A 19,182-nucleotide genomic window follows, 5' to 3' on the forward strand; every position below is an offset into this window, starting at 1 on the left:
CCGGAAAGACGGGACGTCACCGGCGGGTGATGGTGACCACCCGTTCGACGCTCATATCGCGGATGGCGTAGGCCGGCCCCTCCGCGCCCCCGAAACCGCTCGCTTTCAGACCGCCGAACGGCATGGCATCCGTCCGGCTGCTGGAGGTCTCGTTCACATAGAGCGCACCCACCTGCAGTGCGTCGGCGGCGTCCAGCGCGCCGGCCAGGCTGTCGGTGAAGATGCCGGCGGCCAGTCCGTACGGGGTGTCGTTGACCTGGGCGATCGCATCGTCCAGGTCCGTGAAGTCCCGCATCACGACCGCGGGGCCGAACAGCTCCGATCGCATGATGCGGTCATCGTCACGCACGCCGGCCAGGAGCGTGGGTGCCACGACGTTGCCGTCGCGGACCCCGCCGCAGACCACGTCGGCGCCGCCCGCCACCGCCTCGTCGACCCACTGCTGCACGCGCGCGGCATCCTGTCCGGTGATCAGGGGCCCCACCGTGGTGGCGGCATCCGCGGGGTCACCGGCGACCTCGGCACGCATCCCGGCCGCGACGAGCCCGGCGAGCTCGTCACGGATCGCCGCATGCGCGTACACCCGCTGCACCGAGGTGCAGACCTGACCGGACTTGCGCAGGGCGCCCGCGGTGATGGCGGCCGCCGCCCGCGGCAGATCCGCATCCGCGCAGACGATGGTCGACGCCAGGCTCCCCATCTCGAGCTGGGTACGGCGCATCCCCACAGCGGCGAACAGGGTGGCGCCCACCTCGGTGCTCCCGGTGAAGGCGTAATACCCGATCGCCTTCTCCTCCGCGAGCCAAGCCCCCCGGCTCGCACCCGAGCCGTAGACGAGCGCGATCATCTCGGGCGGGAGACCCGCTTCGAGCAGGATCTGCACGAGCGCCTGGGCCGACAACGGCGTCAACGACGCCGGCTTGAGGATCACGGAGTTCCCCGCGGCGATCGCGGGGCCCACCTTGTGCGCGACGGTGTTCAGCGGCGAGTTGAACGGGGTCAGCGCGCACACGATGCCGATCGGATCGACACGGGTGTAGCTGAGCTTCCCGGCGCCGGTCGGCGTCCCCTCCACGGGGACGAGGTGCCCGGCGTGACGCTTGGCCTCCTCGGCGCACAGGGTCAGCGTCTCGGCGGTGCGGTCCACTTCCTTGACGGCATCGCCCCGGGCGAACCCGGTGTCGGCCTGCACCGTGGCGATGAGTTCCTCGCGCCGGGCAGCCACGCCCGCCGCGGCACGGGCGAGCACGTCCGCGCGCTGGCGCGGAGTCAGCAGTCCTCGTCCGCGGGCGGCATCGAGGGACCGCACCGCCCGGGAGATCGTCTCCCGGTCGGTGGCGGCCACTTCGGCGATGACGTCGCCGCTGAACTTGTCGCGCAGCGGGTCCGCGTCGGCGGCGGCATCCAGCCACGCGCCGTCCACGAACCCCGCCACCCGCAGCATGCCGGAGGTCACAGTGACCTCAGGCCTGAGCGCCGGCGCGGCGGCCGAACACCGCACCGGCCGCGAGCCCGCTGCCGCCGGGGTAGTTTGCGGAGAAGAGCCCGCCGAGCATCTCGCCGCACACGAAGAGGCCGGGGATGACGCTCCCGTCCTCGCGCAGCACCCGTCCGTCGGTGTCCGACTTCAGCCCACCGAAGGTGAAGGTGATCCCGCACGTCACGGCGTAGGCGTAGAACGGAGCGGTGTCCAGCGGCTTCGCCCAGTTGCTCTTGGGCGGCTGCGTCCGTGCGGCGCGTCCGTCCTTCACCGTCAGATCCAGCGGCACGGAGGTGTCGATGGAGGCGTTGTAGTCCGAGACGGTCGCCACGAGGGTGTCCACGGGGACCTCCATCGCCACCGCCAGTTCTTCGAGGGTGTCCGCCGTCACGACCGAGATCCCCGGCATGTCGTACTCCTCGGAGCGCAGGCGCGGACGCAGCTCGCCGTCGAAGAGCTGCCACGCGGTCGAGCCCGGCTGGGCGAGGACCTCGCGGCCGTACTTCGCGTAGGTGTAGTTGCGGAAGTCGGCGCCCTCATCCAGGAAGCGCTCGCCCGCGGTGTTCACCAGGACGCCCAGCGGGTATCCCTGCCGCGTCAGACGGTTGGTCAGCTCGAAGTTCGACTCGTTGTCGGCAGAGAAGGCGTCCCACTGCACCGAGTGGCACGTGGACCAGTCTCCGCCGCGACCGGCGCCGATCGCGAGTGCGGCGTCCAGGAGTTCGCCCTGGTTGAACGGCGTCCCACGGACCTTCGCGTTCTGCCAGCCCTCGCCGAGGTGCTCGCGGCGCTTGTCCGCATTGGCCTCGAATCCGCCCGCGCCGAGGATGACGGAGTCCGCCCGTACCTCGAAGGGAGCGCCCGAGCGCGTCCCGCGCACGCCCACGACGGAGTCGCCCTCGACGATGATGTCCTCGACGGCGTGGTCGTAGCGGATGGTCACGTTCAGGCGCGTGGCGATCGCGACCAGGTCGTCGATGAGGCCGACGCCGCCACCGGTGTTGCCGACATGCAGCCCGCCCCAGAACAGGTAGCTGCCGTCCGGACGGTCATAGGCCTGGCGCTCGTACATGAGGCGGTACCGGGCGCCGAGACCGTGCAGCCAGCGCAGCGCGTCCGCCGATTCGGAGATCAGCACCTCGGTGAGGGCGGGGTCGTTGCGCCCTTCGGTGATGCGCTCGAGGTCGGACCGGTACTCGTCCTGGGAGTAGGGGGGCACGATCGTCACACCGTGGCGGTCGTCCGGGTCGATGAAGTCGAGGAGGTCCTCGAGTCCGTCGTGGGCGATGCGCGTCGCGCCGGCGGTGAAGAAGCTGTTCCCGCCACGCTGGCTCTGCGGGGCCTTCTCCAGGACCAGGACCTTGCGCCCTCGTGCTGCGGCCGAGATCGCCGCGGTCAGCGCGGCATTCCCCGCACCGACGACGACGACATCCGTCGTGACCTCATTCATGAGTTCTCCTCATCTCGCCCGGGCATCGGGCAGTCGTTGCCATGCATCACCATGCTACTGTATACCGTTGTATACGCCCGACGAGAGGGGAGAACGATGAGCTACGAGGCGATGACGCTCTGCATGTCGCACAGTCCGGGATTCGCGCGGGATCGCGAAGAGACCTACGGTCACGCGTTCCGCGCGGGCCTTGCCGAGGTCCGCGACGCCGTCCGCGACTGGGACCCTTCGCTCGTGGTTTTCTTCGGATCCGACCACCGCCGCGCCTTCGGTGAGGTGCTGCCGTCGGCATCCGTGGTCCAGTCCGCAGAGGGCCTCGGCGACTCCGAGTCCCCCACCGGCCCCTACGACGTGCCCGCACCCCTGGCGAAGGATCTGACGCGGCACCTGCTCGCCGCGGACTATGACATCGCCGTCACCCGCCACATCGCCCTCGACCACGGCTTCGGCCAGACGGCCGCCGACGTGCTGGGCGCGCTGGACGCGCGGCCACTCATCCCGATCTTCCTCAACTGCGCCACCCTCCCGCTGACCCGACCCGGCCGGTCGGCCGCGATCGGCCGCGAGGTGGCGCGGTACTTCGAGGCCACCGACGAACGCGTCCTCTACATCGGGTCGGGCGGCATGTCCCACAACCCCCCGACGCTCGCGCTCACCGACGAAGGCCTGGGGGAAGAGGAGCGGCGCGCGCTCAGCGCCGCGCACCGCGAGGCCGCCAAGGACGACATCCGCCCGGACTGGGATCGCGAGATGCTGACCCGGATGCAGTCGGCCGACACGTCCTGGGTCGACGACATCACGTCCGAGTTCCTGCAGACGGCCGGCGTCGGGGCGCACGAGCTGCGGACGTGGTTCGCCGCCTACGCGGCGGGGGCCCAGGGCATGCGCACCGTGGCATACGAGCCGGTACGCGAATGGCTCACCGGCATGGGCATCGCCCTCTCCCAGCCCGCGAAGAGCGCGGCATGAGTGCGGAGACCCCCGCGCGCATCGTCGAGGCTGACGTCGCCGTCATCGGTCTCGGGCCGGTCGGCGCGCTGATCTCGAACCTCCTGGCGCACAGCGGCCTGACCGTCGTCGCCCTCGACCGCGAGCCGGACATCATGCAGGTTCCGCGTGGCGTCGGGATCGACGGCGAGATCATGCGGGCGATGCAGTCGCTCGGCCTCGCACACGAGCTCGAGCCGTTCCTCAAGGTGTTCCGCGGTGCGCAGTACCTGGACGCCGAGGGCGCCGTCGTCGCGACCCGCCCGCCGGCGAACCCCGAAGGCGAGCAGGGCTGGCCGGACAGGTACAACGTGCACCAGCCCGAGTTCGAGGCGGTGCTGCGGACCGCGCTGCGCAAGGATCCCCGCGTCACGGAGCTCGTGCAGCACGAGGTCACCGACGTGACGAACACCGCCGCCGGCGTCCAGGTCACGGCCACCGACCTCCGGGACGGTTCGCCGGTGGTCGTCTCGGCACGGTACGCGGTCGGCTCGGATGGCGGCCGCTCCATCACGCGGCGCGCGATCGGGGCCACATACGAGGACTACGGGCTGAATCAGCCGTGGATCGTGGCCGACTTCGTCGTGACCGAGGACGCCGACGTCCCCCCGATCAACACGCACTACGCCGATCCGGTGTCGCCCGCGATCTACATCCACGTCGTGCGCGACATCCGCCGCTTCGAGTTCCGGGCGCGTCCCGACGAGGACCTCGAGGCCGCGATCGCGCCGGAGAACATCTGGCAACGCGTCTCCCGCTGGATCTCGCCCGCGGACGCGACACTCGTGCGCGGCGCCGTGTACACGCATCGTTCCCTCGTGGTCGACGCATGGCGACAGGGCAACATCCTGCTCGCCGGCGACGCGGCGCACCAGACGCCGCCGTTCCTCGGTCAAGGACTGTGCACCGGCGTGCGTGACGCGATGTCACTCGCCTGGCGGCTGCGCGACGTGCTGCACCGCGGCGCGCCGGACGCCCTGCTGGACAGCTACGGCGCCGAGCGATCGGCCCACGCACGTCACTTCATCACGACCGCCACGGAGCTCGGCAGTCAGCTGACGAAGCCGACGAAGGAAGCCATCGACTCGCTCAACAGCCGGATCGGCCGTGAGGGACGCGGAACGACACCGCGTCTGGGGCCGGGTCTCTTCGACGACGCGAACGGCGGCGGCTACCGTGCACCGCAGCCGCGAACCGCCGAGGGCCGTCTCCTGGACGACGTCGTCGGTTACGAGTTCGCCCTGCTCCTCGATGCGGAGGCGGCCGCCGGGCTGACCGCCGACGAGCGCGCCCGGATCGAGAGCGGCCCGCTGCGGCTGGTCGTGGCGGACGGACCCGGGGCAGCGTGGCTGGCGGACCAGCAGACGATCGCCGCCATCGTGCGACCCGACCGCTACCTTTACGGCGTCTACCGCGGACTGGACGAGGTGCGCGACGCCGTGCGCGCTCTCGAGGAGTCCCTCGCGCCGCAGGCCGCCGTCGCGGCGTCATGATGCGCAACGACTTCCTCGTCCGGCTGCGTGCCGGTGTGCCGCAGACCGGGATCTGGCAGAACCTCCCGGGCGCGGCCGCAGCCGAGATCGCCGCGGCTGCGGGCTTCGAATGGGTGCTCCTCGACCAGGAGCACGCCCCCCGCTCGCTCGACGCGCTCGTCGCAGGGCAGACGGCGGCCCGACTGCACGGTGCGCACCCGATCGTGCGCACCGGCGGCCACGACCCGCACGAGATCGGGCGGATGCTGGACGCCGGTTTCCAGACCCTGCTCGTGCCGATGGTCGAGACCGGCGAGCAGGCGGCGGCGCTGGCGCGAGCATGCGACTTCGCTCCAGCCGGGGTGCGCGGTGTCTCGAGTCAGACCCGGGCCGGGTCGTGGGGCACGGACCAGGCGTATCTGCGGGAGGCCAGGACGGAGATCTGCCTGATCGCGCAGATCGAATCGGTGGGCGGGGCCCGCGATGCCGAGCGGATCTTCACCACCCCGGGGATCGACGCCGTGTTCATCGGAGCGGCCGACCTGGCCGCCACGATGGGGCACCTCGGACAACCCGGGCACCCCGACGTCACCCGCACGATCACCGATCTCATCGCTCTCGCGCACCACCACGGGATGCCGCTCGGAACCCTCGTCAAGGGAGCCGAGGCGGGACAGTCCTCCTTCGACGCCGGCTTCCGATTCGTGGGCGTCGGCACGGACACCGCGATCCTCGCGCACGCTCAGCGCGCCCTGCGCGCACAGTTTCCCCCACATCACGCGAAAGGCTGATCATGACTGACACACCCTCCGACCTCGAGCAGCAGACGCTGTGGACCGCACTGCGCGAAGTGGAATTCTCGCAGCGGTTCGCCGACATCGACGGCGTACGCACCCGACTGGTGACCGCCGGTGACCCCTCGAAGCCCGCGCTGGTGATGCTGCACGGCACCGGCGGCCACTGGGAGGCGTTCTCCCGCATCCTCGGCCCCCTCTCCGAGCACTTCTACTGCGTCGCGTACGACATGGTGGGCAACGGCTTCTCCGAGAAGCCCGACATCCCTTACGACACGTTCCTCTATGTGTCGCACATGAAGGGGGTCCTGCGTCACCTCGGCATCGAGCGCACGAGCGTGATCGGCTCGTCCCTCGGCTCCTGGGTGGCCGCGCGCTTCGCCCTGGAGAACCCGGAGATGACCGATCGGGTCATCCTGATCTCCCCGGCAGGCCTCATGGCCACCGCCGAGAACATGGCCCGCATCATCCGCGAGCGCACCCGCGCGGTGAACGAGGCGAGCTGGGAGTCGATCAAGGCGGTCTTCAACCACCTGATCGCCGACGAGCAGAACCGGATCCCGGATCTCATCGCCCTGCGCCTGGCCATCTACCGTCGCCAGGACACGCGGGACACGGTCGGTCGCATGCTGACCCTGCAGCAGGACGGCGTGCGCCAGGCCAACCTCCTCACCGAGGAGCAGTGGGCCTCCATCCAGGCCCCCGTGCTCATCGTGATGTCCGGCAAGGATCACAAGGAGTACGAGACCACGGCCCACCGCGTGCTCGAGATGATCCCGGACGCCCGCGCTCTGCCGATGCCGCACATCGCGCACTGGGCCGCGTTCGAGGACCCCGACGGCTTGCTCGCCGGCGCACTCCCGTTCCTGAGGGGAGCCGCAGATGCTGACCTCTGAGCAGATCGATGACCTCGCCCGTCGCCTCGTCGAGGCCGAGCGGACGCTCGTGCCCATGACGCAGCTGTCGGTGCAGCATCCGGACATGACGATCGACGAGGCGTACGCCGTCCAGACGGCCGTCCGCCGGCTGAAGCTCGCGGAGGGGCGACGGCTCAGTGGGCGCAAGATCGGGCTCACCTCCCGCACGATGCAGAAGGCGCAAGAGGTCGACGAGCCGGATCGCGGCTACTTCCTCGACGACATGATGTACGCCGACGGCGCGCGCATCCGGCGGGATGCGTTCATCAAGCCTCGCCTGGAGGTGGAGATCGTCTTCATCCTGGGCAGGGACCTCGAAGGCCCGAACGTCACCATGACCGACGTGCTCGACGCCACGAGCTGGGTGCAGCCCGGGCTCGAGATCCTCGATGCCCGGCTGGAGATGCGCGATCCCACGACCGGACAAGCGCGGAAGATCGTCGACGCCATCGGCGACAACGCCGCCAACGGAGGCATGATCATCGGAGGCCGGCCATCCCGACCGGACGACGTCGACCTGCGCTGGGAATCGGCCATGCTCTACCTGAACGAGACGGTCGAGGAGTCCGGTGTGGCGGGAGCTGTCATGCACCACCCCGCCGCGAGCGTCGCCTGGCTCGCCAACAGCCTCGCCCCCTACGGCGAGAAGCTCGAGGCCGGTGTGCCGATCCTGTCGGGCTCGTTCACCCGGCCGGTCTTCGCGCAGGCCGGCGACGTGTTCCACGCGGAGTTCCACACCCTCGGTTCGGTGAGCTGCCGCTTCCTCTGACGCCGAAGTCCCACGGATTGGAATCGCGCTGGGAGCGGGAGCGGGCGACGCAGTACTGTTGCAGCCGTGCCCGACCAGCGACCCCGCTCTCGCAAAGACGCGGCTGCTGATCGCGAGGGCGTCCTCAGGACCGCCCTCGCGATCGCCTCCCGCGTCGGGTTCGACGGCACGCGGATGGCGGCGGTCGCGGCGGAGTCCGGACAGAGCGAGAGCTTCGTCTACTGGCACTTCCGCAACAAGGACAATCTCGTCGCACGCGCCGTGGAATACGGCTACCACAAGCGCCGCGAGCGTGGCCAGACCTGGATCACGCCGGAGCCCGGTCACGAGCGGCTGGACGCACTGCGGCGCAATTTCGCCGGACCGGACGGGTACGAGCTGACGGAGCACGAACCGTGGCGGCTCGGACTCATGCTGAGTCTGGAGCGGCGGGACTCCGCCGCTCTGGAGACCTTCACGGTCATGCGCAACGAGACGATCGATCGCGTACGGCATTGGTGGAGCGGCTCCCTCGACACCTCCCGCCTCGCGGACCCGGACGGCGCCGCCGCGTTCCTCACCCACCTCACCCTCGCCGCGCACGACGGACACTTCCTCTCACGTGCCTCACGCCGCCCGTCGGTGGATCGTTCGCCCGTCCTGCTCGCGCATGCGCTCGAAGCCGTCGCGCGTCGACTCGAGTCCGGAGTCGTGCCGCCCAGCCCGGATGCGCCCAGCACCATCGAACGACGGGTTCCGGACGAGCCCACGACCGTCAAACAGGCCCTCCTGCGCGCGGCCGCCGCCGAGGTGACGGCGCACGGGCCGGACGGCGCCAGCGTCGCGCGCATCTGCGAGGTCGCCGGGACGCCGCCGACCTCCCTCTACTGGTGGTTCGACGACCGCTCGTCGCTCATCGCCGCCTCCATCACCGAGATCCACAACGACTGGCGCCGCGTCGCCCCACGCGCGGAAAGCATCCCGGACGGCAGCTTCACCGAGGTGACGGAGGAGTTCTCCCGGCGCTGGCTGACGGCCATGCTGCTCGAGCCCGACATGCCCCGTGTGCTCAACATGGAGGCGCTCCACCACGACCGTTCCACGACCGAGGCACACGCCCTCCTCGAGACGATCCGCGTCACCTCGCACATGGATCTCGCGGCCCTGTTCCGCCGCACGCTGCCCGCGGACACGCAGGCGTGCGCGGACGAGCTGGCCTACTTCGCGGAGGCGGTCGCGGACGGGCTCTTCGTCGCCGCTCACGTCGACCGGCGGTACCTCGCCCTGGAGAAGTCCGCGCCCGCGATGGCGGTCATGGTCGAGGCCGCGCTGGCCGCAGGCCTCGAAGACAGCTGATCACGTCCGGGGCGCCGATGCGCACAAGCGGGTACGCTCGTATTCACTTTCCGGTTCGTCGATAGGACCCGTCCTCATGCCCCCGTCTCAGGCCCCCCAGGACCGCCTTGCCACCGGCACTCCCAGCCGATACGTGCCGTACGCGAAGATCCGCGATGCCATCATCTCCGGCGAGTTCGCACCCGGCCAGCCCCTGAACGAGTCCGCCCTCGCCACCTGGTGCGGCGTGAGCCGCACTCCGATCCGGGAGGCCATCAGCCGCCTGGAGCAGGACGCCCTGGTCACCTGGAACGAGAACGGCCTGGTGGTGCGGGCGATGGAGCCCGAGGAGATCCTCGACTTCTACGAGGTCCGCGCCTACCTCGAGGCGGCATCCGCGCGCACCGCCGCCGACCGCCGCACCGACCGCGACGTGCAGATGCTTCGGGCGAAGCTCGCCGCCGGTGACGCGGTGGACGCCGGCGCGACCCGCGACATGGTCCAGTACTCGCGAGGATTCATGGACCTCATCCTGCGCATCTCGCGCAACCTCGCGCTGGTCGACGCGCTCTCCCGGGTGAAGCTCCAGCTCTCACGGACCATCGAGGCCAATCCGACCGTCGCCTACCCCGGTCGCTGGGAGCAGACGCGCGAGTTCCAGACCGCCGTCACCGACCTGATCGCACAACGCGATGTCGATGGCGCCTACGACGTCACCCTGAAGCACTTCTTCGCGGCGCGGGACGTGCGCCTGCTCATGCTCAGCGCCGAGGACGCCTGAGCGGAACCTGCCGTACGGGGCGGTCCACGGTGAGGGTCAGGCGACGCTGAACAGCGTGCGCACGCTGCGTTCGCTCGTGAGCGAACGCAGCCGGCCGAGCAGGGTATCGGCCGCGGCGCGTCCCCGCACCGGAGCCACGGCGGCCCGGAACTTCGCGTCGACGTCCTCGGCCGTCAGCGGCCGGGTCGCCGATCCGCGGGCATCGTCCACCCTCGCCCGCCACGACCGACCCTCGGCATCCGTGACCGTGATGTCGGCGTAGCGCCCCTCCATGGTGGAGCTCAGGTCTCCGTTGCTCTCGTCCTGCTCCACCACCATCCTCGACATGAGGTCGCGCACGACGACGTCCTGGATCGCGGCGTCGTCGAAGTGCTCAACGACCGGGAGGCCGCGCGCGAGCGACGTGGCGATCGTGTACGGCAGGCTGAACTTGGCCTCCAGGCCGCTGGTCGGGTCGTCGTAGATCAGTGCCGTCTTCGTCCCGAGCGGGACCCGGACATCGATCCGATGGATGGCCACGTCGGCGGGGAGCTGAGCCCTCACCTCGAGGGCCGCGTCGACGGAGTAGTGGGAGCCCCGGCAGCAGGGATAGAGCTTGAGGCCCAGATCGGCGGGGGCCTCGGCGGCATCCCGGAGCAGGAGCGCGAAGTCATCGTCGCCCGCGGGGCTCCAGCTTCCGTCGCCGAACAGGGACACACCGCCGAGCGCCCCTTCGAGCGCGGTGCGGGAAGCATCCACGCCGTAGGAACTCAGGGCCGCCGCCTCCACCCCGGAGCGCGCGGCGAAGCCCGCGTGCATGGGCTTCAGCAGCGTGCCGAAGTTCGCCCGCACGCCCTGCGCCATGGACACGGCGATCACGATCGCGTTGGCGACCCGGTCCGCGTCCAGCCCGCGCGTCACCGCGCATCCGGCCGCGGCCCCGATGACCCCGCAGGTGGAGGTCGAGTGCCAGCCCCGGGAGTAGTGCTCCGGACCGAATGCACGCGCCACGGCCGCCATCACGCCGAGTCCCGCGACGAATCCGCGCAGCACGGCCGCCCCGTCCGCTCCCACGTCCTGCGCGGTGGCCAGCACCGCCGGCAGCAGCACGGTGCTCGGATGCCCGTGGATCAGGTAGTGCACGTCGTCGAAGTCCAGCAGGTGCCCCGCTGTCCCGTTGGCGAACGCGGCGACGGCCGCGGGCACGCGTTCGTCGTCGCCCCAGATGCAGGAAGCGCCGCTCTCGCCCGTACCGGTGCCGTCGAGGAACGATCGGACGGGTTGGAATTCCGGCTGCAGGACCCCGGCGACCGCGACGCCCACGGTGTCCACGATCGAGTTCGACACCCGCTCGCGCAGAACCGGGTCCAGGGCATCGGGATCCACGGACACGGCCCATCCGGCGAGGGCATCGGCAAGCGTCGCGGGCGGGGAATCACGAGCTGTATACACGTGTGTACACTACCACGCAGCGCCCTACAGCTCGGGGCGCCAGTGGGGCCGCGCGGTCCGCAGCGTGAGACAGATCACAGCCTGCGGAGGCCGAGTGGCAACAATGTAACCACTACACAACAGTCCGGTCAGCGCCGGGCTTACCCAGGAGAAGGCTCTCAATGAAGAAAGTTCGGTTCCTCGCCCTCGCGGCCGTGGTCGCGCTCGGGTTGACCGGGTGCAGCGGCAGCAGCGACAGCGGCAGCACGGCTCCCACGACAGACCTCCCGCTCGGAGTCGGCGTCACCTCGTCCGGTGCGCAGACGCTGGAGCGGGGTGAGCCGCAGCCCGGCGGCTCCCTCACCGCCGCGATGAATGCTCCGGTCGAGTCCCTCGACCCCGCCGCGGCTCCGTTCACCGGCGCCGTGGCCATGCGCGCGATCTTCGATTCGCTCTTCGTCTACGACGACGACGCCAACGTGGTCCCCGAGCTCGCCGAGTCGATCGAGACCACCGACGACGGCAAGACGTGGACCATGAAGCTCCCGAGCGGCGTGACCTTCACCGACGGAACCGACTTCAACGCGGATGCCGTCATCCAGCACCTCACCCGCCTCGGCGCCGAGGGCTCCCAGTCCCGTTCCGCGGGCGACGTGCGCACCATCGAATCGATGGAGTCGCCGGACCCGCAGACCGTGGTCTTCACCCTGCGCGAGCCGAACATCCTCTTCCCGCGGATCTTCGTGTGGGGCCAGCCCGGCGGCCCGGGCCTCATCCCCTCGCCCACCGCGGTGGCGACCTACGGCGACCAGATCGGTCTGCACCCGGTCGGCGTGGGACCGTTCAAGCTCAAGTCGTTCCAGTCCGGCGGCGACATCGTCCTGGAGAAGAACGAGGACTACCGCATCGAGGGGCAGCCGTACCTCGACGAGATCCGCTTCGTGACCGCCACGGACACCCAGTCCCGACTGTCCGCCGCCATCGCCGGCGACATCGACCTGGCACCCACCCAGTCCGGCCTCGACCTGCGCGACGCGTCCGAGAACGGCCTGGTCGCGCTGCACCAGCCCCAGGGCACGTACTACGACGTCCTGCTGAACCTCTCGAAGCCCCCGTTCGACGACATCCGCGTCCGCACGGCGCTCGCTCAGGCGATCAGCCTGGACGCGCTCAACCAGACCGTGTTCGAGGGCCTGCACACTCCGATGACCGGGATCTTCCCCGAGACGAACCCCGCCTACATCGACACCGAGTGGCCGGGCTTCGACCCCGACGCCGCGGCAGCGCTCGTCGCCGAGTACACCGCCGAGACCGGGAACGACGTGTCGTTCACCCTCACCACGACGTCGCCGCCGGAGTTCCAGCGTCAGGCGGCACTCATCCAGCAGATGCTCGACGACGTCGGGATCAAGGCGGAGATCGCCATCGCGGACCAGCCCAGCATGGTCACCGACGCACAGTCGGGCAACTTCGACAGCCAGCTCCGCTTCGCGGACGTGCGCGCCGAGGCGATCAACCAGGTCAACCGCAACTACCGTTCCGGCTCGCCGGCCAACTACACCCACGTGGAGAACGCCGAGATCGACGCCGTGCTCGACAAGCTCCTCAGCGAGGGCGACGGCCAGAAGCGCTTCGCGCTGCTGGGTGAGCTCCAGGAGGAGCTGACCGCCTGGATGCCGATCATCCCGCTGCTCTCGCACGAACTCGGATGGTACGTGGGCGACAAGGTGGGCGGCTTCCCGGGCAACCGGGTCGGTATCGACGAGCCCGACTGGCGTCTCGTCTGGGCCCTTCAGGACTAACAGGAATCGGAAGGAAGAATCATGACCGCCACCTCTCCCGGAATCCGCAGCCTCGGCTACGCGATCACGGATGCGACCGACCTCGATGCGTGGGTCGCGTTCGCCTCGGACCTGCTCGGACTCCAGCTCTCGGAGCGCACGAACGACCGACTCGTCTTCCGCATGGATGAGAAGGAGTACCGTCTCATCGTCAACAAGGCGGAGACGAACGGCATCCGCGTGCTGGGCTGGGAGGTCGGCGGCCCGGAGGAGCTCGCCGAGATCGTCGCCCGCCTGCAGGCCGACGGGCACGAGGTGGCGGTGCACTCCCGCGAGGAGGCTCGCCAGCGCAGCGTCAGCGCGCTGGCGAGCTTCCCCGACCCGGACGGGATCGCCACCTACGAGCTGTATTACGGGCTCCGCGAGTCCCAGGACCGCTTCGTCTCTCCGGCCGGCGCGACGTTCGTGACCGGTGAAGGCGGCCTCGGGCACGCGTTCCTGAAGGTGAACGACGTCGAGGTGTACCGGCGCCTGTTCGTCGACATCCTGGGCTTCCGCCTCAGCGACCACATCGAGACGGGACCCGACGGGTCGATCGACCTGAACTTCTTCCACTGCAACCCGCGGCACCACACCGTCGCGTTCGCGCATCTCCCCGGCCACGAGCCGGTCGTCGGCCACCTCATGTTCGAGGTCTCGGATCTGGACATCATCGGACGGGCCTGGGACAAGGTCGACGAGGAGGGCGCCGCCCCCGTGCTCTCGACGCTCGGCAAGCACACGAACGACAAGATGGTCTCCTTCTACGTCCGCTCCCCCTCCGACTTCGGTATCGAGTACGGCACCGGCGGGATCGAGATCGACGACGCCACCTGGACCCCCACGCGGTACCGCTCCGCGCACTACTGGGGTCACCAGCGGCGCGTCCCCATCAACCCGGCCGATCCTGCCGAGCACGACGGCTGAACGAGACCCGGAGAAACGATGACTGCTGTGACGACGCCGGTTCACCCGGTACCCACCTTCAACGTCCTCGAGCGCGTGGACGAGTACCTCTCCGTCTTCGCCGAAGAGGAGGGCCCGAGCGACGAACTCGGTCGGCTCACGGACCGAGCCGCCGCCGCACTCCGTGAAAGCGGTGTGATGCGGATGCTGCAGCCCGCCGCCTACGGCGGGTTCGAGACCCACCCCTCGGACTACGTGCGGGCATGCCTCACGATCGGCATGAACAACGGTTCGGCGGGCTGGGTGACCGGCGTCGTCGGCGTCCACGCGCACGAGCTCGCGCAGACCAACCAACAGCTCCAGGACGATGTGTGGGGCGAGGATCCCGACGTCTGGATGGCCTCACCCTATGCCCCGCAGGGGGAAGCGCGGCCCGTCGACGGCGGCTACATCTTCAACGGCCACTGGACGTTCTCCAGCGGCACCGATCACTGCGACTGGGTGATGATCGGCGGCTGGGTGACGGATGCGGACGGGGTCAACCACCGCAACGACACCCGTCACTTCGTCATCCCACGTCGTGACTACGAGATCCTGGAGGATTCCTGGGACGTCATGGGGCTGCGCGGGACCGGCAGCAAGGACATCGTCATCAAGGATGTCTTCGTGCCGGAGTACCGGGTCATCGACCAGGTCCCGATCGCCGCCGGCACGCGGGGGCGCGAGGTGGGCCTCACCAACCCCCTGTACTCGATTCCGCGTCAGTCGCTGTTCTCGGGAGCCATCTCGACCGGCACGATCGCCATGGCCGCGGGTGTGCTGGCCGAGTACGCGAAGTACACGAGCGGTCGCAAGAACGTCAACGGCCTCGCCGTCGCGAAGGACCCGTTCCAGTTGTCCGTCTACGGTGAGGCCGCCGCCGACATCCAGGCGAGCATCACGCATCTCATCTCCGACATGGACAAGATGTTCGATCTCGCCGCCACGGGTGAGACGGTGCCGCTGTCGGCGCGCCTGGAGATGCGTCGCAACCAGGGTCGGGCCGTGGCACGCGCCGTCGACGCGGCCGACAAGCTGTTCATGCACTCCGGTGGCAACTCGCTGCAGATGTCGGCGCCGATCCAGCGCAAGTGGCGCGACATGCACGCGGGCCGCAACCACATCTCGAACGTGGTGGAGCCCCTGTACATGCACTGGGCACTGGACAGCTTCGGACTCGAGCTGCCGCCGCACGCCCGCGCGTGAGATCTGGAGGGACTGAACCAATGAGCACCATCGATGCGGGGGAGATCCCCGGTCAGTTCGTCCAGACGCGTGATTGGCGCATCCACTACCGCGAAGCGGGGAGCGGGCATCCCATCGTGCTGCTGCACGGGAGCGGCCCGGGCGCGACCGGCTGGAACAACTTCCGGCCGAACATCGCGCACCTGGCGCAGAAGTTCCGCGTCATCGCAGTCGACATGCCGGGCTGGGGCAAGTCCGACCCGGTGACGGCGGACGAGCGGAACCACGTGAAGGCGGCCATCCAGCTGCTGGATGCGCTCGACATCGATCGGGCGGCGTTCGTCGGCAACTCCATGGGAGGCGTGACCTCCGTCCAGCTCAGCGCTCGACACCCGGAGCGGGTCTCGCACCTGATCACGATGGGCTCGGGTGCGGGCGGGCCGTCCCTCCTCGGTCCCGCAGGGCCGAGTGAGGGATTGAAGATCCTTCAGCAGGCGTACCGCGATCCGTCCCCGGATGGGATGCGGGCCTTGGTGGACATCATGACGCACGACCCGGCGTTCGCGACCGAGGAGCTCGTGCAGGCGCGCTCCGCGGCAGCGCGGGAGAACCCGCAGCACCTGGAGAACTTCATCGCGGGGATGCGGCGGCCGCGGTACACGCCGGACTGGGACGCACTCGTCGCGAGTCGCGTGCCCACGCTCGCCCTGCACGGCCGGGACGACCGCGTCGTGCACTTCGAGGCTTCGCTGAGACTGGTGCAGCTCATCCCGGACGCCCGGCTCGTGCTGATGAACCGCTGTGGTCACTGGCTCCAGCTGGAGCACGCCGCGGAGTTCAACCGGCTGGTGGAGGGTTTCGTCTCCTCGCACTGAGGCCGTGCATACGTTGAGGGCCCGTCGCATTCCGCGACGGGCCCTCAACGTATGCGGGGGTCAGGTCGTCAGGCGTACCGGACCGAAGCCCTCAGCGGCGATCGTGTAGACGCTGCCCGCGGTGAGATCGATGCTCGCATGCACGGCACCCGCGAGCACGACGTCCCCCTCGACCAGGCCGACGCCGGACTGTCCGAGCGTGCGAGCCAGCCAGAGCAGAGCGCGCAGGGGGTCGCCGAGCACCGCGGATCCCGGTCCTTCCGCCGCCTGCACCCCGTCGATCTCGAGCCGGATGACCGTCCCGGGCAGGCTCTCCAGCAGCTCCGCCGAAGCCGGAAGCCATTCTCCGTGCGCGATGAAGGCGGACGAGGCGTTGTCGGCCACGGTGTCGATGAGGCCGATCTTCCAGTCCTTGATCCGGCTGTCGATGATCTCCGCGGAGAGCGCGACGCCGGAGATGGCCTCGACGAGTTCATCGAGGCGGGGCTCTCCTGCCGGGAGCGTGCGCCCGATGCGGAACGCGAACTCCGCCTCGATGCGACCCGCGATCATCCGATCGAGCGGGATGGCATCACCGTCGGCGAGCACCATCCGGTCGGTGATGGCACCGACATCCGGCTGGTCGACACCGAGCTGACGTTGCATGGCCTCGGAGGTCAGCCCGATCTTGCGTCCGACGATGCGTTCGCCGAAGCGCAGGCGCCGCTCGATGTTGATCGCCTGGATGGCGTAGGCGTCCTCCAGGGTGAGCTCGGGGTGGGCGCTGGAGACGGCCACGATCGGGAGCCCCGACGCCTCGGCGTTGCGAAGCTGCTCGGCGATCCGGGTGCGGGTGTGCCGCAGCGCCAGGCCCGCGCTGTGATCGGTGGTGGTCATGGCCGGTCTCCGTTCGTCGGTGCGGTCAGTGCGGCGATGCGGGCGCACGCCGTCGTCAGGGCGTCGGCCCAGCGCCGGATCTGCGCGGCCGAGGCTGGGCTCGACATCTGTGAGATCCGCACGACAGCAGTGGGCTCGCCGTCGCCATCCAGCACCGGTGCGACGAGCGTGCCCACCGGCAGCTCGCCCTCCCCGTTGAGATCCAGGGGGTCGTAGTGCCCGACCGAGGTACGCACGGTCTCGTGGACGGCGCGCAGGCTCGCGGGCGTCGGTGTCCCGAACGCGTAGGTGTTGAGCGCGTCCTGCAGGTCAGCATCGGTGAGAACGCCCGAACGGGATACGGCCCAGCCGCGAGCCCGGACCTCCTCGAGGCGGCGCCGGCACTCCTGGACGAGGCTCGGATCGTCGGCCAGCACACGGTTGCCGACCCAGGCGTCCTGCACGGGCTTCTCCGCGAAGGCCACGTACGCCTCGCCCAGCGGCGGCACGAGCGGCACCCGGCCGGCCACCCGGGCGCGGGTCGAGACGCCCTCCGCGGCTACGGTCGCGGCCACGACGAGGTTCTCACCGGCGGGGACCAACAGGTCGCATTCGCCGGAGACGGCCGATGCCAGTTCCGCCATCACGCCACGGGCTCGCTCCGCGACACGGCCCGCTTCGATCAGCGCGAGGTCGTGCCGCTGGTTCGCGGCGGAGGGGATGAACGCGCCGTATCCACCCTGGAAGAACAGCAGGGGCGGCACCGGGTCGAGCACCCGCAGCGAAGTCACCGCACCCAGCACGATGTAGTGGTCACCTGCGTCCGACACGGAATCGAGGTCGCATTCGATGGCGGCCACCGCACCGTCGAGCACGGGCAGCCCGCTCGCGGAGCGGGACCATGCGATGCCACCCAGCCCTTCGCTGCCCTGACGGCCCACCGTGCGGCAGACCTGCTCCTGATGAGCGGACAGCACGTTGACGCAGAACCGCCCGGCCGCCCGGATGCGCGCGAAGCGCGACGACTCCCTGGTGGGCAGGAAGGACACGAGCGGCGGGTCCAGCGAGACCGACGCGAACGAGCCGACGACCATCGCGACGATCGACCCGTCCTCCTCCTCTGCGGTGATGACGGCGACGCCGGTCGGATAGTGGCCGAGTGCCGTCCGGAAATCCTGGGGATCGACGGCGACGGTGTGGCCCTCTTGCGTGGGCATGCCCGCTCCTTTCGTGAGGTCGCGACGGGTTTGGCGCGACAACAAAGTAATCACTACACTTCCTCTGTAGCGCCTACTTTGTAAATCTCGAAGCACAGGTTCGCGCTATGGAACACAACGATGTGTCGATCGGAGACACCAATGACGGACCTCATCCCGCAGACCCTGCCGCGGCGCACCGGCGACGAGCCGAGCTACCCGACCGGGGGTAAATCCGCGACGCGCGTGCTGCAGATGCTGAACGTCTTCCGCGGCGCCGAGGGCCCGCTCGGTCTGACCGACCTCGCCCGCCGTGCCGGCGTGCCGAAATCCACCGCGTTCCGGCTCCTGGCCACGCTCGAGCAGTCCGGCTTCCTCGAGCGATCGGGGGCGAGCTACGTGCTGAGCCCCGACCTGGAGCTGCTCGGCACCCAGGCCCGGCGGACCCGATACGGGACGAGCGCCGAATACGCCTACCCGTACCTGTGCGAGCTGTTCGCCGGCACCAAGTGCACGACCGGGTATGCGGTGCTCGACGGCGCGGAAGCCATCATCATCGAACGCGTCGGCGTCCTGCCGGGCACGGAATCACGCGCGCGGGTCGCCAGCGCGGCAGCCACGGCTGCCATCGAATACCGCATCGGGCGCAGCACGTCGGCAGCGGAGATGTCCGAGAAGGGCATCAGCATGCTCGCCTCCCCCCTCTCCCGCGAGGGCGTGGGCGTCGTCCTCGCGGCGCCGCATCCGCGCCGCCACGACCTCACCGACGTGGCCGTCGCCGTCGACCTCGGCGGCGACGGTATCGGCGCCCTGGTCATGACGACCCGCGATCGCCGGACCGTGACCTCCCTCGCGAACCTGCTCCGCAGCGCTGCACAGCACATCGCGTCGCAGCGCACCGCCGCCTGAGCACGGCCCCCAGCTCCGTCCAT

17 protein-coding genes are annotated in these 19,182 nt (G+C 69.8%); 12 read left to right on the forward strand and 5 right to left on the reverse strand.

Translation table 11 applies throughout. From position 1 onward, the window contains the following. Positions 1–16 precede the first annotated feature (16 nt). Together F6J84_RS14885 and tcuA are read right to left on the reverse strand one after the other, a co-directional pair. Positions 17–1,456: an aldehyde dehydrogenase family protein gene (locus tag F6J84_RS14885; protein ID WP_150974534.1), complete on the reverse strand. Its 1,440-nt coding sequence runs from the start codon at positions 1,454–1,456 to the stop codon at positions 17–19. A 7-nt stretch (positions 1,457–1,463) separates the two neighbouring features. Then, positions 1,464–2,930, reverse strand: coding sequence for an FAD-dependent tricarballylate dehydrogenase TcuA (gene tcuA, locus F6J84_RS14890; protein ID WP_150974535.1), 1,467 nt, complete (start codon positions 2,928–2,930; stop codon positions 1,464–1,466). A 96-nt stretch (positions 2,931–3,026) separates the two neighbouring features. Here tcuA and F6J84_RS14895 point away from each other — a divergent pair, with 96 nt between their 5' ends. From F6J84_RS14895 to F6J84_RS14925, 7 genes are all read left to right on the forward strand, one after another. Then, on the forward strand, positions 3,027–3,899 hold the full coding sequence (locus tag F6J84_RS14895) for a 3-carboxyethylcatechol 2,3-dioxygenase (protein WP_191905699.1): 873 nt from the start codon (positions 3,027–3,029) through the stop codon (positions 3,897–3,899). Continuing rightward, a complete protein-coding gene (locus tag F6J84_RS14900) occupies positions 3,896–5,410 on the forward strand; it encodes a bifunctional 3-(3-hydroxy-phenyl)propionate/3-hydroxycinnamic acid hydroxylase (protein WP_191905700.1) in 1,515 nt (504 codons plus the stop codon). Before F6J84_RS14895 ends, F6J84_RS14900 begins: the two co-directional genes overlap by 4 nt. Then, the gene (locus tag F6J84_RS14905) at positions 5,407–6,180 is read left to right on the forward strand and encodes an HpcH/HpaI aldolase family protein (RefSeq protein WP_150974538.1); all 774 of its coding nucleotides are present in this window, start codon (positions 5,407–5,409) and stop codon (positions 6,178–6,180) included. Before F6J84_RS14900 ends, F6J84_RS14905 begins: the two co-directional genes overlap by 4 nt. A 2-nt stretch (positions 6,181–6,182) precedes the next feature. Then, positions 6,183–7,079 (forward strand): alpha/beta fold hydrolase, encoded by an 897-nt coding sequence (locus tag F6J84_RS14910; RefSeq protein ID WP_150974539.1) that lies wholly within the window; start codon positions 6,183–6,185, stop codon positions 7,077–7,079. Further along, positions 7,066–7,869, forward strand: a complete 804-nt coding sequence (gene hpaH / locus F6J84_RS14915) for a 2-oxo-hept-4-ene-1,7-dioate hydratase (protein WP_150974540.1) — start codon at positions 7,066–7,068, stop codon at positions 7,867–7,869. Before F6J84_RS14910 ends, hpaH begins: the two co-directional genes overlap by 14 nt. A 66-nt stretch (positions 7,870–7,935) precedes the next feature. Further along, positions 7,936–9,204 (forward strand): TetR/AcrR family transcriptional regulator, encoded by a 1,269-nt coding sequence (locus tag F6J84_RS14920; RefSeq protein ID WP_150974541.1) that lies wholly within the window; start codon positions 7,936–7,938, stop codon positions 9,202–9,204. Positions 9,205–9,280: 76 nt separating this feature from the next. Continuing rightward, the gene (locus F6J84_RS14925; protein WP_150974542.1) at positions 9,281–9,964 is read left to right on the forward strand and encodes a GntR family transcriptional regulator; all 684 of its coding nucleotides are present in this window, start codon (positions 9,281–9,283) and stop codon (positions 9,962–9,964) included. 36 nt (positions 9,965–10,000) lie between these two features. Here the strand turns inward: F6J84_RS14925 and F6J84_RS14930 are convergent, their stop codons facing one another. Beyond that, entirely contained in the window at positions 10,001–11,395 is a 1,395-nt protein-coding gene (locus F6J84_RS14930) for an MmgE/PrpD family protein (RefSeq protein WP_150974543.1), read from the reverse strand. 161 nt (positions 11,396–11,556) lie between these two features. Between F6J84_RS14930 and F6J84_RS14935 the strand changes: the two genes are divergently transcribed. From F6J84_RS14935 to F6J84_RS14950, 4 genes are read left to right on the forward strand one after another with little or no spacing between them, the layout of a single operon-like run. Then, a complete protein-coding gene (locus tag F6J84_RS14935; RefSeq protein WP_150974544.1) occupies positions 11,557–13,176 on the forward strand; it encodes an ABC transporter substrate-binding protein in 1,620 nt (539 codons plus the stop codon). Positions 13,177–13,197: 21 nt separating this feature from the next. After that, positions 13,198–14,121, forward strand: coding sequence for a VOC family protein (locus tag F6J84_RS14940; protein WP_150974545.1), 924 nt, complete (start codon positions 13,198–13,200; stop codon positions 14,119–14,121). 27 nt (positions 14,122–14,148) lie between these two features. Beyond that, the gene (locus F6J84_RS14945) at positions 14,149–15,345 is read left to right on the forward strand and encodes an acyl-CoA dehydrogenase family protein (RefSeq protein WP_238702533.1); all 1,197 of its coding nucleotides are present in this window, start codon (positions 14,149–14,151) and stop codon (positions 15,343–15,345) included. Positions 15,346–15,365: 20 nt separating this feature from the next. After that, the gene (locus F6J84_RS14950) at positions 15,366–16,199 is read left to right on the forward strand and encodes an alpha/beta fold hydrolase (protein ID WP_150974547.1); all 834 of its coding nucleotides are present in this window, start codon (positions 15,366–15,368) and stop codon (positions 16,197–16,199) included. 60 nt (positions 16,200–16,259) lie between these two features. Here the strand turns inward: F6J84_RS14950 and F6J84_RS14955 are convergent, their stop codons facing one another. Together F6J84_RS14955 and F6J84_RS14960 are read right to left on the reverse strand one after the other, a co-directional pair. After that, positions 16,260–17,075 (reverse strand): 2-keto-4-pentenoate hydratase, encoded by an 816-nt coding sequence (locus F6J84_RS14955; RefSeq protein ID WP_150974548.1) that lies wholly within the window; start codon positions 17,073–17,075, stop codon positions 16,260–16,262. Next, positions 17,072–18,271: a flavin reductase gene (locus F6J84_RS14960; protein ID WP_150974549.1), complete on the reverse strand. Its 1,200-nt coding sequence runs from the start codon at positions 18,269–18,271 to the stop codon at positions 17,072–17,074. Before F6J84_RS14960 ends, F6J84_RS14955 begins: the two co-directional genes overlap by 4 nt. Positions 18,272–18,412: 141 nt before the next feature. On the opposite strand from F6J84_RS14960, the gene F6J84_RS14965 reads away from it, so the two are divergent. Continuing rightward, a complete protein-coding gene (locus F6J84_RS14965; protein ID WP_191905701.1) occupies positions 18,413–19,159 on the forward strand; it encodes a helix-turn-helix domain-containing protein in 747 nt (248 codons plus the stop codon). The last annotated feature ends 23 nt before the right edge of the window (positions 19,160–19,182 follow it).

The organism is Microbacterium caowuchunii (assembly GCF_008727755.1).
GTDB classification, from domain to species: Bacteria; Actinomycetota; Actinomycetes; order Actinomycetales; family Microbacteriaceae; genus Microbacterium; species Microbacterium caowuchunii.